Origin of the sequence: Serratia sp. H402Y (assembly GCF_051172415.1) — a bacterium.
In the GTDB taxonomy this organism is placed as follows: Bacteria; Pseudomonadota; Gammaproteobacteria; order Enterobacterales; family Enterobacteriaceae; genus Serratia; species Serratia ureilytica.
Genome location: NZ_JBPIYZ010000002.1, coordinates 507,509 through 521,432 on the forward strand (window position 1 = coordinate 507,509; position 13,924 = coordinate 521,432).

Annotated in this window: 15 protein-coding genes; 6 read left to right on the forward strand and 9 right to left on the reverse strand. The window is 59.2% G+C overall.

Features of this window, described 5'->3' with window-relative positions; genetic code table 11:
* The first annotated feature begins 57 nt into the window (after positions 1 to 57).
* The gene (gene blc / locus ACSBQS_RS16410) at positions 58 to 591 is read left to right on the forward strand and encodes an outer membrane lipoprotein Blc (RefSeq protein WP_103682033.1); all 534 of its coding nucleotides are present in this window, start codon (positions 58 to 60) and stop codon (positions 589 to 591) included.
* Here the strand turns inward: blc and sugE are convergent.
* From sugE to efp, 4 genes are all read right to left on the reverse strand, one after another.
* Positions 585 to 902, reverse strand: coding sequence for a quaternary ammonium compound efflux SMR transporter SugE (gene sugE / locus ACSBQS_RS16415; protein WP_004929669.1), 318 nt, complete (start codon positions 900 to 902; stop codon positions 585 to 587). The two genes, blc and sugE, sit on opposite strands and share 7 nt — an antisense overlap.
* Positions 903 to 1,094: 192 nt before the next feature.
* Positions 1,095 to 1,226 carry an entericidin A/B family lipoprotein gene (locus ACSBQS_RS16420; RefSeq protein WP_004929668.1) on the reverse strand — a complete coding sequence of 44 codons (132 nt, stop codon included), beginning with the start codon at positions 1,224 to 1,226 and terminating at the stop codon, positions 1,095 to 1,097.
* A gap of 120 nt (positions 1,227 to 1,346) precedes the next feature.
* The gene (locus ACSBQS_RS16425) at positions 1,347 to 1,478 is read right to left on the reverse strand and encodes an entericidin A/B family lipoprotein (RefSeq protein ID WP_004929667.1); all 132 of its coding nucleotides are present in this window, start codon (positions 1,476 to 1,478) and stop codon (positions 1,347 to 1,349) included.
* Positions 1,479 to 1,548: 70 nt separating this feature from the next.
* Complete coding sequence (gene efp / locus ACSBQS_RS16430; RefSeq protein ID WP_004929666.1) at positions 1,549 to 2,115, reverse strand: elongation factor P; 567 nt, start codon at positions 2,113 to 2,115, stop codon at positions 1,549 to 1,551.
* A 42-nt stretch (positions 2,116 to 2,157) separates the two neighbouring features.
* Between efp and epmB the strand changes: the two genes are divergently transcribed.
* Positions 2,158 to 3,186, forward strand: a complete 1,029-nt coding sequence (gene epmB, locus ACSBQS_RS16435; protein ID WP_060660044.1) for an EF-P beta-lysylation protein EpmB — start codon at positions 2,158 to 2,160, stop codon at positions 3,184 to 3,186.
* Between the two features lie 87 nt (positions 3,187 to 3,273).
* Here epmB and ACSBQS_RS16440 read toward each other — a convergent pair whose 3' ends face one another.
* From ACSBQS_RS16440 to ACSBQS_RS16460, 5 genes are all read right to left on the reverse strand, one after another.
* The gene (locus ACSBQS_RS16440; protein WP_025305007.1) at positions 3,274 to 3,618 is read right to left on the reverse strand and encodes a DUF4156 domain-containing protein; all 345 of its coding nucleotides are present in this window, start codon (positions 3,616 to 3,618) and stop codon (positions 3,274 to 3,276) included.
* Between the two features lie 303 nt (positions 3,619 to 3,921).
* Entirely contained in the window at positions 3,922 to 5,547 is a 1,626-nt protein-coding gene (locus ACSBQS_RS16445; protein ID WP_197666866.1) for a methyl-accepting chemotaxis protein, read from the reverse strand.
* A gap of 225 nt (positions 5,548 to 5,772) precedes the next feature.
* On the reverse strand, positions 5,773 to 7,419 hold the full coding sequence (gene groL / locus ACSBQS_RS16450) for a chaperonin GroEL (protein ID WP_004929662.1): 1,647 nt from the start codon (positions 7,417 to 7,419) through the stop codon (positions 5,773 to 5,775).
* 44 nt (positions 7,420 to 7,463) lie between these two features.
* Positions 7,464 to 7,757 (reverse strand): co-chaperone GroES, encoded by a 294-nt coding sequence (locus ACSBQS_RS16455; protein WP_004929661.1) that lies wholly within the window; start codon positions 7,755 to 7,757, stop codon positions 7,464 to 7,466.
* Positions 7,758 to 7,946: 189 nt separating this feature from the next.
* On the reverse strand, positions 7,947 to 8,435 hold the full coding sequence (locus ACSBQS_RS16460) for an FxsA family protein (protein WP_004929660.1): 489 nt from the start codon (positions 8,433 to 8,435) through the stop codon (positions 7,947 to 7,949).
* A gap of 369 nt (positions 8,436 to 8,804) precedes the next feature.
* On the opposite strand from ACSBQS_RS16460, the gene aspA reads away from it, so the two are divergent.
* The 4 genes from aspA to ACSBQS_RS16480 all read left to right on the forward strand — a co-directional run bounded on the left by aspA (position 8,805) and on the right by ACSBQS_RS16480 (position 13,916).
* Positions 8,805 to 10,241: an aspartate ammonia-lyase gene (aspA, locus tag ACSBQS_RS16465; RefSeq protein ID WP_004929659.1), complete on the forward strand. Its 1,437-nt coding sequence runs from the start codon at positions 8,805 to 8,807 to the stop codon at positions 10,239 to 10,241.
* A 249-nt stretch (positions 10,242 to 10,490) separates the two neighbouring features.
* A complete protein-coding gene (locus tag ACSBQS_RS16470) occupies positions 10,491 to 11,792 on the forward strand; it encodes an anaerobic C4-dicarboxylate transporter (RefSeq protein WP_118892531.1) in 1,302 nt (433 codons plus the stop codon).
* 109 nt (positions 11,793 to 11,901) lie between these two features.
* Complete coding sequence (gene cutA / locus ACSBQS_RS16475) at positions 11,902 to 12,225, forward strand: divalent cation tolerance protein CutA (RefSeq protein WP_004929657.1); 324 nt, start codon at positions 11,902 to 11,904, stop codon at positions 12,223 to 12,225.
* Complete coding sequence (locus tag ACSBQS_RS16480) at positions 12,201 to 13,916, forward strand: protein-disulfide reductase DsbD (RefSeq protein WP_197750093.1); 1,716 nt, start codon at positions 12,201 to 12,203, stop codon at positions 13,914 to 13,916. The genes cutA and ACSBQS_RS16480 overlap by 25 nt, the downstream gene beginning before the upstream one ends.
* Positions 13,917 to 13,924: the final 8 nt, after the last annotated feature.

The window sequence follows — 13,924 nt, forward strand, 5'->3', positions numbered from 1 at the left end:
CCGCCCTTTTCTCATCGGCTACACTGTCTACTCGCCCCCGGTAAACAGGAGTCACCGATGCGTTTATGGTCAAAGCTTTGCGTCATGCTTTCCGCCCTGATCTCCGTCGCCTGCAGCGTCTCTCCGCCTAAAGACATCAAGGTCGTGAACAATTTCGACAGCCAGCGCTATCTCGGCACCTGGTACGAAATCGCGCGTCTGGATCATCGTTTTGAACGCGGTTTGCAGCAGGTGACCGCCCACTACAGCCCACGCGCCGACGGCGGGCTGAAAGTCATCAATCGCGGCTTCAATCCGCAGAAACAGCAATGGCAAGAAAGCGAAGGCAAAGCCTACTTTATCGGTTCACCGCAGGTCGCGGCGCTGAAAGTGTCGTTCTTCGGCCCCTTCTATGGCGGCTACAACGTCATTGCCTTGGATCCGGCGTATCGCTACGCGCTGGTTTGCGGCCCGAACCGCGACTATCTGTGGATCCTGTCGCGCACGCCGACGCTTGACGCCGCCGTGCGCGACCGCTTATTGCAGACAGCCAAAGGCTACGGTTTCGCCACCGACAAGCTGATTTGGGTGCAGCAGTCCGCCGATCAGTGACTGCTGAACTTCAGCCCGAGTATGCCGACCACGATCAGGCACAGGCTGATGATGCGCGCGATATTGGTCGATTCGCCCAACAGCACCATGCCCATGATGGCCGCGCCCACCGCGCCGATGCCGGTCCACACCGCGTAGGCGGTGCCGGCGGGCAGCGTTTTCATGGCGTTGGCCAACAGCAACATGCTGACCACCATCGCGGCGATGGTGATGATGCTCGGCGTCAGCCGGGTAAAACCGTGGGTGTATTTCAGACCGATAGCCCAAACCACTTCGAGCAAACCGGCGATAAGCAGAATAATCCAGGCCATGAGACGGCCTCCCTACCACTGGGGTCGTCCCCGATAAAATGACGCGTAAACGGGTCGTCCCGTTTAGCGAGGTGATGCATGACGGGTAACCTCACCCGCACTGCGGCAGGATAGCAGCAGCGTTAACGCTCAGGCAAGGGATAGAAATGTGGCGGCTCTCCGCAGCCGGAACGCCGCCGGGTGGAATGCGGATTATTCCGCGCTGCGCTGAATAGCCTTGCCGCCGGCCTGAATGTCTTCACCCACACCGCGGGTGGTATTACAGGCGGTCAGCGAGCTCAAAATCATCAAAGAGAAGATCGCGATAATACTTTTCTTCAGCATAAGAAAGTCCTTATTTGTCGTTGATGAAAAAGTACGGCTTTCTAAGCGTAGTCAAAATTGACGGAGGGTGTGGGATCGTGACCGGCTTTGTGGCGCAAATACATCGGGTTAAAGGCGGGATCAGCTGGCCGTGCGGGAGATGGCGCCGCCGAGATGCTGAACGTCTTCGCCGAAACCGCGAAACGTATTGCAACTGCTGAGGGAGAAAAGGAACAACAGGGAGAGCACGGCCAACAGCGTTTTCTTGAACATGCGGATTTTCTGCCAACGAACGGGGATGGGATAAAACAGAGGAACCGCGGGGGTTCCTCTGTTTTGAAACTTACTTAACGCGAGAGACGTATTCGCCAGAGCGAGTGTCAACCTTGATCACTTCGCCGATCTGGACGAACAACGGCACTTTTACCACGGCGCCGGTGCTCAGGGTAGCCGGCTTGCCGCCAGTCCCTGCGGTATCGCCTTTCAGGCCAGGATCGGTATCGGTGATTTCCGCTTCGATGAAGTTCGGCGGCTGAACGGCGATTGGACGGCCATCCCACAGGGTGATGATGCACTCTGCGTTATCCTGCAGCCATTTGGCAGCGTCGCCGACGGTTTTGCCGTCAACCTGATGCTGTTCGAAAGACTCAGGGTGCATGAAGTGGTAGAACTCACCGTCGCTGTACAGGTAGTTCATGTTGGTGTCCATCACGTCTGCGCCTTCGCAAGAATCGGTAGACTTGAAGGTTTTTTCCACGCGAGTGCCGGTCAGCAGACGGCGCATTTTCACGCGCGCGAACGCCTGGCCTTTGCCCGGCTTAACGAACTCACTGGCTTCGACGGCGTAAGGTTCGCCCTCGAACATGATTTTAAGACCCGGACGGAAATCGTTGCTAGAATAAGTCGCCATGATGGCCCTCTGAATATTTGAACTGGTAGCTTAGCCAAAAAAATGGCACACATTATAACCCAAAGTACGGCACATAGAGAAGATTGGTTGCATCAACTCGCCGATGTTATTACCGATCCCGATGAATTACTGCAGCTTTTGTCACTGAATACGCACCCGGAACTGCCGCAGGGGCGCGATGCCCGTCGGCTGTTTGCCCTGCGCGTGCCGCGCGCCTTCGCTGCGCGCATGCGCCCCGGCGATGACAACGACCCGCTGCTGCGCCAGGTGCTGACCGCCAGAGAGGAGTTCATCAACGCCCCAGGGTTCACCACCGATCCGCTGGATGAACAGCGCAGCGTGGTGCCGGGCCTGCTGCACAAATACCGCAATCGCGCGCTGCTGCTGGTCAAAGGCGGCTGTGCGGTCAACTGCCGTTACTGTTTCCGCCGTCACTTCCCCTATCAGGATAATCAGGGCAACAAGAACAACTGGCGGCAGGCGCTGGATTATATCCGCCAACACCCGGAACTGGACGAGATCATTTTTTCCGGCGGCGATCCGCTGATGGCCAAAGACAGCGAGCTGGAGTGGCTGGTCGGCGAGCTGGAGGCCATCCCGCACCTGAAACGCCTGCGCATTCACACCCGTCTGCCGGTGGTGATCCCGGCGCGCATTACGCCGGCGCTGTGCCGCCTGCTGTCGGCCTCGCGCCTGCAGGTGCTGATGGTCACCCACATCAACCACGCCAACGAAATCGACCGCGAGCTGCAGAGCGCCATGGCCCAGCTGCGCCTCGCCGGCGTCACGCTGCTCAACCAGAGCGTGCTACTGCGCGACGTCAACGACGATGCCGATACGCTGGCGGCGCTCAGCAACGCGCTGTTCGACGCCGGCATCCTGCCCTATTACATCCACGTGCTGGACAAGGTGCAGGGCGCGGCGCATTTCATGGTCAGCGACGATGAAGCGCGCGTCATCATGCAGGCGCTGCTGAGCAAAGTGTCCGGTTATCTGGTGCCGCGCCTGACGCGTGAAGTGGGCGGCGAACCGAGCAAAACGCCGATCGACCTGCGCCTGATGCAGGAGTGACGCGCGCCACAGGGCTCGACGAAACGAAAAGAGGAATGCCGTGGCATTCCTCTTTTTTATCTCTTCGCGGCGTTAGGCCTCAGCGCCTTACGGGCACTTGTAAACCTGGCCGACCATTTTGCTGTCCAGCGGCGCGAAGCTGGAGAGCAGGTTCTGGCTTGGGCTGTTGGCGCCGTAAATGACGTTGCCGCCCATCGCCGCTGCCTTGTTGCGCAGATCGTTGGCCGCACCGCGCATGGAGCTGCCTTCACCGCCGTTGCCGGACAGCCAGTTGCTCTGGGTGCCGGTCACTTCCCCCAGCAGCTGGCATTCCGCCGCCGGCTTGCTGTCGGTGAACTTGATCTGCTGACCCGCAGCGGTCAGTTCATGAGTGGTGCTGCAACCCGCCAGCAGCATCGCTGCCGAAAGACCCAGTAAGGCTTTAATCCGCATCTTGTTCCCCATTCGATGTTGAGAATTACGCAAAATCTTCTACCCGTCGCCTTTCAAGCTGTAGCGTTGTTGACTGCACTCGCTCACCCCAGTTACTTACTCAAGTAAGCGCCTGGGGACTCACGAGCTGGCCGCCTAGCTACAACTTGAAATTCATAGGGTATATCAGAAAGCGATGCCATCTCTTAAGCATCCGTTGCCACGCGAGCGGGCCAACGTCTTGAGCGACAGCTGATGACTTACCAGTTTACCAGCTAAATCGCCCCGGGCGGCAAAAATATCATCAAATACAGTGCGGCGGCGTTATACCCAACCGGCAACGGCCGCCGATGCCTGCGCCAGCTCCTCGCCCTGACGCGGTTCCCCCTCCGCCAGTTTGAATACCGCCACCGCCTGCGCCAGCAGGGCCACCTGTTCCTCCACGCCGACGGCGGTGGTCGCCACCTCCTCCACCAGCGCGGCATTCTGCTGGGTCACCTGATCCATCTGGGTCACCGCCACCCCGACCTGCTCGACGCCTTTGCTTTGCTCTTCCGACGCATAGGAGATGTTATCCATCAGCGACGTCACCTGGTTCACCGAGCCGACGATGGCATTCATCGTCTCGCCCGCCTGTTCCACCAGCCGCACGCCGGCGGCGATATCGCCGGTTACGCCGTCGACCAGACCGCTGATCTCCTTGGCCGAAGTCGCGCAGCGCTGCGCCAGATTGCGCACTTCGCCGGCTACCACCGCAAAACCCCGCCCCTGCTCCCCGGCACGCGCGGCCTCGACGGCGGCGTTCAGCGCCAGAATGTTGGTCTGGAAGGCGATGCCGTCGATCACGCTGGTGATATCCCCCACCTGACGCGCGCTGTCGTTGATCGCCCGCATCTTGTCGACCGCGCTGGCCATCAGCGTTTCGCCGTTGCGGGCAATGGCGGCGGTCTGATTGACCATGCCGGCGGCCTGAGTGGCGTTATCGGCGTTTTGCCGCACCGTGGCGGTGATCTGCTCCATGCTGGCGGCGGTTTCCGTCAGTGCGCTGGCTTGTTCTTCGGTGCGGCTGGAGAGATCGGCGTTGCCGACGGCGATCTCATGCGTACCGTGGTTGATCGACTCCACGCCATCACGCACCTGCTGCACGGTGGCACTCAGCTCCTGCTGCATCGCGCGTAGGCTGGCGAACAGCATGCCGATCTCATTGTTGTTGCGTACCGCGATCTCGCTGCGTAGATCGCCGCGCCCAACCTTTTGCAAGTGTTCGGCGATCTGGCGCAGCGGCAGAATCAAGCGTCGGCGGAAATCACGCTGCACGGCGACCAGCAGCAGCAGGATCGCCGCCAGGGTGCCGCTCAGCAGACGGGCGAAGACTTTTTGGGTCTGCTCCGCCTCTTCCACTGCCAGACGGTGGGCGGCCACCGTGGCCCGCATGTAGTCGGCAAACTGGTTATCCAGCCGCTGGCGCACCTGGCGCTTCTCTGCCGCCATGGCGTGCAGCCGCTCGATCAGCGCCGCCTGCGGCGTGTCGGCCAACAGCGTCAGTTCTTGCTTCAGCACCGCCTGCTGCGCCAGGTAGACCTTTTTCATCGCCTCGCCCAGATCCGGGCGCGATACCGTCAGGCCCGGCGTCTCCCAAAACAGGTTGAACGCGACGTCGGCGCTGCGCAGCTCACCGCGCGCCTCATCGATACCCTGTTGAATATCGGCTCTGCTGGTCTGCGCCCAGCGCTCGAACGCCATGTTGTCGATCAGCGTCTGCGTTTGCAGCAAAGCACGCCAACTGCGGTTCAGCGCCGCTTCCTCGTCGGAGAAGGTGCTCATCCTGTCGATGCTGTGGCCGTTTTGCTGCATGAAATAGAAGGCGATGGCGCCGGTTCCCATGGGCATCAAGCCCAGCAGCAACAGCATTAACATCAGCCAGGTGGCTATTTTCATATTTTTCAGCATAAGTCGTCTCCGTTGACAGTCACACCGGCGAGGGGAAATTCCCCGCTCGGTAAGGGCTATATCGGTACGAAACGACAACGGTTTAGGGTAAAAGCAAAATAATGCAATAATTCATTCATTGAATTAATAACAAGCTAAATAAACATTCTTTTTATTGATTTTTAAGCTAAAAAAAACCCCGGTCATTTGACCGGGGTTCTCAGCACACAAGCGTGTGGGGGATGATTACATCATGCCGCCCATACCGCCCATGCCACCCATGCCGCCTGCTGCGCCCAGATCCGGTGCGTCAGCCTTCGGCAGGTCGGTAACCATGCATTCGGTGGTGATCATCAGGCCAGCCACGGAAGCCGCGTACTGCAGAGCAGAACGGGTCACTTTGGTTGGATCCAGGATACCCATCGCGATCATGTCGCCGTATTCTTCAGAGTAAGCGTTGTAGCCGTAGCTGCCTTCGCCCGCTTTCACCTGGTTGGCGATAACGGAAGCTTCTTCACCGGCGTTGACCACTATCTGACGCAGAGGGGCTTCCATTGCGCGCAGCGCAACTTTGATACCCACGTTCTGGTCTTCGTTGTCGCCTTTCAGCGCGGCGATTTTGCCTGCAACGCGGATCAGCGCTACGCCGCCGCCGGCAACCACGCCTTCTTCCACTGCGGCGCGGGTCGCGTGCAGGGCGTCTTCAACGCGGGCTTTCTTCTCTTTCATTTCAACTTCAGTGGCTGCGCCAACCTTGATAACGGCAACGCCGCCGGCCAGTTTCGCTACGCGCTCCTGCAGTTTTTCACGATCGTAGTCAGAGGTCGCTTCTTCGATCTGCTGACGAATTTGAGCAACGCGGCCCTGGATGGTCGCTTCGTCGCCCACGCCATCGATGATGATGGTGGTGTCTTTGTTGATGACAACGCGTTTCGCCTGACCCAGGTCTTCCAGGGTGGCTTTTTCCAGCTCCAGACCGATCTCTTCAGAGATAACGGTACCGGCAGTCAGGGTAGCGATGTCCTGCAGCATGGCTTTACGACGGTCGCCGAAGCCAGGCGCCTTAACGGCAGCCACTTTCACGATGCCGCGCATGGTGTTGACCACCAGGGTCGCCAGCGCTTCACCTTCTACGTCTTCAGCGATGATCAGCAGCGGTTTGCCTGCTTTGGCAACGGCTTCCAGCACCGGCAGCATTTCGCGGATGTTGGAGATCTTCTTGTCAGCCAGCAGGATGAACGGGCTTTCCAGCTCAACAGAACCGGTTTCCGGCTTGTTGATGAAGTATGGGGACAGGTAACCGCGGTCGAACTGCATACCTTCAACCACGTCCAGCTCGTCTTGCAGGCCGGTGCCTTCTTCAACGGTGATAACGCCTTCTTTGCCCACTTTCTCCATCGCTTCCGCGATCAGTTTACCCACGGTTTCGTCGGAGTTGGCGGAGATGGTGCCGACCTGAGCGATAGCTTTGGAATCGGAGCAAGGTACGGACAGTTTTTTCAGTTCTTCAACCGCAGCGACAACCGCTTTGTCGATGCCGCGCTTCAGATCCATCGGGTTCATGCCTGCAGCAACCGCTTTCAGGCCTTCGGTGATGATGGATTGAGCCAGTACGGTTGCAGTGGTGGTGCCGTCGCCCGCCGCGTCGTTCGCTTTGGAGGCCACTTCTTTCACCATCTGTGCGCCCATGTTCTCGAACTTGTCTTCCAGTTCGATTTCACGCGCAACGGAAACGCCGTCTTTGGTGATGGTCGGTGCGCCGAAAGATTTATCCAGCACTACGTTACGGCCTTTCGGGCCCAGGGTCACTTTTACTGCATCAGCGAGAACATTCACGCCGCGGAGCATTTTCACGCGAGCGTCATTGCCGAATTTTACGTCTTTAGCTGCCATTGGTATTTCCCTTCAACTCGTTCAGTTCAGAAGATAAAGCGCAATTACGCTTCAACAATTGCCAGAATGTCGCTTTCGGACATGATCAACACTTCTTCATTGTCGATCTTCTCTGCTTTCACGCCGTAGCCGTCGTTGAAAATCACGATATCGCCAACTTTCACATCCAGCGGTTGGATGTTGCCGTTTTCCAGCACACGCCCTTTACCCACTGCAACCACTTCACCGCGAGTGGATTTACCCGCAGCAGAGCCAGTCAGGACGATGCCGCCAGCAGATTTTGATTCAACTTCTTTGCGCTTGACGATAACGCGGTCATGCAATGGACGAATACTCATTGAACGCTCTCCTGTAAGAAGGTCTCTATCAGATTTAGGGTTGTACACCGGATGGTTGTTATTACCGGCCTCGTGGCATTTGAGATGGGGGCGTTCCAGCCCCCTTCAAGGGGGCGAACAAAAAAAATTTCGCATTTTTGGTCCGACGAGTGCCGCAGAGATGAAAAACGCGGCCAGAGCCGCGTTTGCTTAACGATCGTGAGGTTTGCGATCCTCGTCCGGGCGGTGTTCCAGCACCGGGCGTTCGTCGTCCTTGCGCTGGAATTCGCCGTCGAAGGTATTGCCGTTGGCGGCGTCGCCGCCCGTCCAACCGCCGGGGCGATACACCGACAGGTGCGGCATCAGTTTCAGCGTCAGCGATTTCTGCACCGGCGGCAGCAGCAGCAACAGGCCGAGGAAATCGGTGAAGAAGCCCGGTATCAGCAGCAGGAAGCCCGCCAGCACCAGCGAAACGCTTTTCACCATTTCCGCCGCCGGGCTTTCGCCGGCCGCCAGTTTTTGCTGCATCTGCACGAAGGTTTTCATGCCCTGATTGCGCACCAGCGAAATGCCGACGCAGGAGCTGAACACCACCAGCAGCAGGGTGACAGCCACGCCGAGCACGGCGGCGACTTTGATAAAGATGGATATTTCTATGTAAGCCAGCAGAAATATCAGCAGTAGCGGTAACCAGCGCACCTGGTTCTCCTATCGGTAGGTAAGGCACGGCCGCCACGGGGCGACGGCGCGAAAAAAGAGGCCGTAAACGGCCGACACTATTACAATGAGGGCATCCCCCCACCATTTCAACCGAGAGCCGGTTTTTATTGCTAAAGTTCACAAACGTGAAAGAAGTCACAGAACCGAAAAAGGGCATATCCTTAAACACCATAAGGTGATCTGGATTCAGTCATTTCTTACCAACCAGCATATGATCTGGGCAGCTACGGGCGATTTGGTTAATCGTTTCACGCACCAAGCCTTCGGCAATATTAATTTAGGCTGTGCCCTTACTAGCCTTGACCTGACAAATTATTAATTCGGCAGCAACACATAGAGAAGGTTCTCATGTCAAACAACATTCGTATCGAAGAAGACCTGTTAGGAACACGTGAAGTCCCCGCAGACGCTTACTACGGAGTTCACACTCTGCGTGCGATTGAAAACTTCTACATCAGCAACAGCAAAATCAGCGATGTCCCCGAGTTCGTTCGCGGCATGGTGATGGTGAAAAAGGCCGCGGCGATGGCCAACAAAGAACTCAAAACCATCCCGCGCAAAATCGCCGACGTGATCATCCAGGCCTGCGACGAGGTGCTGGATAAAGGCAAGTGCATGGATCAGTTCCCGGTGGACGTATTCCAGGGCGGCGCGGGCACCTCGCTGAACATGAACACCAACGAAGTGCTGGCGAACATCGGCCTGGAGCTGATGGGCCATCAAAAAGGCGAATACCAGTACCTGAACCCGAACGATCACCTCAATAAATGCCAGTCCACCAACGACGCCTACCCAACCGGGTTCCGCATCGCGGTGTACGCCTCCAACCAGAAACTGATCGACGCCATCAACCAGCTGCGCGAAGGCTTCGATCGCAAGGCGAAAGAGTTCGAAACCATCCTGAAAATGGGCCGCACCCAGCTGCAGGACGCGGTGCCGATGACCCTCGGCCAGGAATTCCACGCCTTCAGCGTGCTGCTGAACGAAGAGACCCGCAACCTGCACCGCACCGCGGAGCTGCTGCTGGAAGTGAACCTCGGCGCCACCGCCATCGGCACCGCGCTCAACACCCCGGAAGGCTACCAGCCGCTGGCGGTGCAAAAACTGGCGGAAGTCAGCGGCCTGCCGGTGGTGCCGGCGGAAGACCTGATCGAAGCCACCTCCGACTGCGGCGCCTACGTGATGGTGCACAGCGCGCTCAAACGCCTGGCGGTAAAACTGTCCAAAATCTGTAACGACCTGCGCCTGCTCTCCTCCGGCCCGCGCGCCGGCCTGAACGAAATCAACCTGCCGGAGCTGCAGGCGGGGTCGTCCATCATGCCGGCCAAAGTGAACCCGGTGGTGCCGGAAGTGGTCAATCAGGTGTGTTTCAAGGTGATTGGCAACGACACTTGCGTTACCATGGCGGCCGAAGCGGGCCAGCTGCAGCTGAACGTGATGGAGCCGGTGATCGGCCAGGCGATGTTCGAGTCGATCCACATCCTGACCAACGCCTGCTACAACCTGCTGGAAAAATGCATTAACGGCATCACCGCGAATAAAGAAGTCTGCGAACACTACGTCTTCAACTCGATCGGTATCGTCACCTATCTGAACCCGTTCATCGGCCACCATAACGGTGACATCGTCGGGAAGATCTGCGCCGAAACCGGCAAGAGCGTGCGCGAAGTGGTGCTGGAACGCGGCCTGCTGACCGAAGCCGAGCTGGATGACATCTTCTCCGTGGAGAACCTGATGCACCCGGCCTATAAAGCCAAACGCTATACGGATGAAAATGAACAATAACAGACCTACCCGGTAGCCCTGAAAGGCACGCTAAATCCTCTGGATAGCGTGCCTTTTTACTTTTAGGCGCCCACAAAATTTTAACGTTTTATTTTCAATTTACACCCTAAATCATTGGGACTGCATCAAGGCGGCAAGAGCGCAAGTCCCCAGGAGCTTACTTAAGTAAGTGACTGGGGTGAGTGCTCGCAGCCAACACCGATGCTGTTTCAAGGATGACGGGATATCTCATTTTAAGGAGTAAACACTATGCTAGCCGTAGAATTGGTTATCGTTCTGCTGGCCATCTTTTTAGGGGCCAGGTTGGGCGGTATCGGTATCGGGTTCGCGGGGGGATTGGGCGTTCTGGTCCTGGCGCTGATCGGCGTCAAGCCGGGCAGCATTCCCTTCGACGTGATTTCCATCATCATGGCGGTGATCGCGGCGATCTCCGCGATGCAGGTCGCCGGGGGGATGGACTATCTGGTGCAGCAGACCGAAAAGCTGCTGCGCAAGAACCCCAAGCACATCACCATTCTCGCCCCTATCGTCACCTACTTCCTGACCATCTTCGCCGGCACCGGCAACATCTCGCTCTCGGCGCTGCCGGTGATCGCCGAAGTGGCGAAAGAACAGGGCATCAAGCCTTGCCGGCCGCTGTCCACCGCCGTGGTGTCCGCCCAGATCGCCATCACCGCCTCGCCGATCTCCGCCGCGGTGGTGTACATGTCTTCGGTGATGGAAGGCCACGGCGTCAGCTACCTGCACCTGCTAATGGTGGTGATCCCGTCCACCTTCTGCGCCGTGCTGGTGATGTCGCTGCTGGTGACCTGGCTGTTCGACTCCAAGCTGTCTAACGATCCGGTGTACCTGAAACGCCTGGAAGAAGGCCTGATCACCCTGCGCGGCAACAACGCGCTGGCGATCAAACCGCGCGCCAAAGCCTCGGTGCTGCTGTTCCTGCTGGGCGTGCTGTGCGTTGTCGCCTATGCCATCATCAACAGCCCGGGCCTGGGCCTGGTGGCCAAGCCGCTGATGAACACCACCAACGCCATCCTGATCATCATGCTGAGCGTCGCCACGCTGACTACCCTGCTGTGCCGCGTCGACACCGACATGGTGCTGAACTCCAGCACCTTCAAGGCCGGCATGAGCGCCTGTATTTGTATCCTCGGCGTCGCCTGGCTGGGCGATACCTTCGTGCAGGCCAACATCGACTGGATCAAAGAGACGGCCGGCAGCGTCATTCAGGCGCACCCGTGGCTGCTGGCGGTGATCTTCTTCTTCTGCTCGGCGCTGCTGTATTCGCAGGCCGCCACCGCCAAGGCGCTGATGCCGATGGCGCTGGCGCTGAACGTGTCGCCGCTGACCGCCGTCGCCTCCTTCGCCGCCGTTTCCGGCCTGTTCATCCTGCCGACCTACCCGACGCTGGTCGCCGCGGTGCAGATGGACGATACCGGCACCACGCGCATCGGCCGCTTCGTGTTCAACCATCCGTTCTTCATTCCCGGCACCATGGGCGTGATCTTCGCGGTGGTATTCGGCTTCCTGCTCGGCAGCGTCATGCTGTAACGCTTCGACCGGGGCTGCGGCCCCGGTTTTCCTTCTGGCGATAAACTCGCCTTCTAGCCAATCCGCCTTCAGGGTATAGTGCCCATTCGAATCGATGAGAGGGCTGAAGATGTCTGATTGCGAAGCTGTCGTCATACTCTGTACCGCACCCGATGAAGCCAGCGCCCAGGAACTGGCGGCGCGGGTCTTGGGCGATAAGCTGGCGGCCTGCGCCACGCTGCTGCCTGGCGCCACTTCGCTGTATTACTGGGAAGGGAAACTGGAACAGGAATACGAAGTGCAGATGCTGTTCAAAAGCGATCGCCGCCGTCAGCAGGCCCTGCTCGACACCCTGAAACAACATCACCCCTACCAGACGCCCGAGTTGCTGGTGCTACCGGTGATGGCCGGAGATAAAGACTACCTGTTATGGATCAACGCTTCCTTAAACTGATTTTGCTGCTGTGCAGCCTGTTCTTCCTGCCGCAGGCGGCGCAGGCTTCGCTGTTCGCGCCGAAAGGCGGCAGCCAGTTCGTGCCCGTCGATCAGGCCTTCGCCTTCGATTTCAAACAGCAAGGCAGCCAGGTAACGCTGAACTGGCAGATCCGCCCCGGCTACTACCTGTATCGCCAGCAGATCAAACTGGTGCCGCAGCAGGCGACGCTCGGCGCCTTTACCCTGCCCGAAGGGCTGAGCCACAAGGACGAGTTCTTCGGCGAAGTGGCAATTTTCAAGCAACAGCTGAATCTGCAAATACCGCTGCAACAGGCGGCGGCCAACGCCAGCCTCAGCGTCACCTATCAGGGCTGTGCCGAGGCCGGCTTCTGCTATCCGCCGGAAACCCGAACCATCCCGCTGGACGCGGTCAGCGCCACTGCAGCCGCGCCGCTCTCGGCCTCTGTACCGGCTGAAACGCCCGCCGCACCGGCCAGCCTGCCGTTCTCGCCGCTGTGGGCATTGCTGATCGGCATCGGCATCGCCTTCACCCCGTGCGTACTGCCGATGTATCCGCTGATCTCCGGCATCATCCTCGGCCGCGACCGGCCGCAAAGCAGCGGCCGCATTCTGGCGCTGGCAGTGGTTTACGTACAGGGCATGGCGCTCACCTACACCCTGCTGGGGCTGGTGGTGGCCGCCGCCGGCCTGCAGTTCCAGGCGGCGCTGCAGCATCCTTACGTCCTGATTGGCCTGTCGGCGCTGTTCATCGCGCTGGCGCTGTCGATGTTCGGCCTCTATTCCCTGCAGCTGCCCTCGGCGCTGCAAACCCGGCTGGCGAGCTGGAGCAACACCCAGCGCGGCGGCTCACTGACCGGCGTATTCCTGATGGGCGCGCTGGCCGGGCTAATTTGTTCCCCCTGCACCACCGCGCCGCTCAGCGCCATCCTGTTGTATATCGCCCAGAGCGGCAATCTGTGGGCCGGCGGCGGCACGTTGTACCTGTACGCGCTGGGGATGGGCATTCCGTTGGTGATCGTCACCCTGTTCGGCAATCGCCTGCTGCCGCGCAGCGGCCCGTGGATGCAGTACGTGAAAGAGGCCTTCGGTTTCGTCATTCTGGCGCTGCCGGTGTTCCTGCTGGAGCGGGTGATCGGCGATCTGTGGGGCCTGCGCCTGTGGAGCCTGCTCGGCCTGGCGTTCTTCGGCTGGGCCTTCGCCCTGAGCCTGAGAAGCGCACGCGGCTGGGCGCGCGCTCTGCAACTGCTGCTGCTGGCGGCGGCGGTGATCGCCGCGCGGCCGCTGCAGGACTGGGCTTTCGGCACCGACCAGGCGCAGCAGGCGGCTCAACCGCATATGGCCTTTACCCGCATCAACAACGTCGAACAGCTCAATCTCGCGCTGCAACAGGCGCGGGGCAAGCCGGTGATGCTGGATCTGTACGCCGACTGGTGCGTGGCCTGTAAAGAGTTCGAAAAATACACCTTCAGCGATGCGGCGGTGCAGGCGAGCCTGGCCAACGCGGTGCTGCTGCAGGCGGATGTGACCGCCAACGGTGCGGAACAGGCGGCGCTGCTGAAGCACCTGCAGGTGCTGGGGCTACCGACGATCCTGTTCTTCGATCCGGCGGGCCAGGAGCTGACGGCGCAGCGGGTCACCGGTTTTATGAAGGCGGAGGCCTTCAACGCGCATTTGCAGAAAGTGATGTGATAAATAAC

Coding starts and splice junctions, on each gene's coding strand:
- blc (WP_103682033.1), top strand. CDS start 58: ATGCGTTTATGGTCAAAGCTTTGCGTCATGCTTTCCGCCCTGATCTCC.
- sugE (WP_004929669.1), bottom strand. CDS start 902: ATGGCCTGGATTATTCTGCTTATCGCCGGTTTGCTCGAAGTGGTTTGG.
- ACSBQS_RS16420 (WP_004929668.1), bottom strand. CDS start 1,226: ATGCTGAAGAAAAGTATTATCGCGATCTTCTCTTTGATGATTTTGAGC.
- ACSBQS_RS16425 (WP_004929667.1), bottom strand. CDS start 1,478: ATGTTCAAGAAAACGCTGTTGGCCGTGCTCTCCCTGTTGTTCCTTTTC.
- efp (WP_004929666.1), bottom strand. CDS start 2,115: ATGGCGACTTATTCTAGCAACGATTTCCGTCCGGGTCTTAAAATCATG.
- epmB (WP_060660044.1), top strand. CDS start 2,158: ATGGCACACATTATAACCCAAAGTACGGCACATAGAGAAGATTGGTTG.
- ACSBQS_RS16440 (WP_025305007.1), bottom strand. CDS start 3,618: ATGCGGATTAAAGCCTTACTGGGTCTTTCGGCAGCGATGCTGCTGGCG.
- ACSBQS_RS16445 (WP_197666866.1), bottom strand. CDS start 5,547: ATGCTGAAAAATATGAAAATAGCCACCTGGCTGATGTTAATGCTGTTG.
- groL (WP_004929662.1), bottom strand. CDS start 7,419: ATGGCAGCTAAAGACGTAAAATTCGGCAATGACGCTCGCGTGAAAATG.
- ACSBQS_RS16455 (WP_004929661.1), bottom strand. CDS start 7,757: ATGAGTATTCGTCCATTGCATGACCGCGTTATCGTCAAGCGCAAAGAA.
- aspA (WP_004929659.1), top strand. CDS start 8,805: ATGTCAAACAACATTCGTATCGAAGAAGACCTGTTAGGAACACGTGAA.
- ACSBQS_RS16470 (WP_118892531.1), top strand. CDS start 10,491: ATGCTAGCCGTAGAATTGGTTATCGTTCTGCTGGCCATCTTTTTAGGG.
- cutA (WP_004929657.1), top strand. CDS start 11,902: ATGTCTGATTGCGAAGCTGTCGTCATACTCTGTACCGCACCCGATGAA.
- ACSBQS_RS16480 (WP_197750093.1), top strand. CDS start 12,201: ATGGATCAACGCTTCCTTAAACTGATTTTGCTGCTGTGCAGCCTGTTC.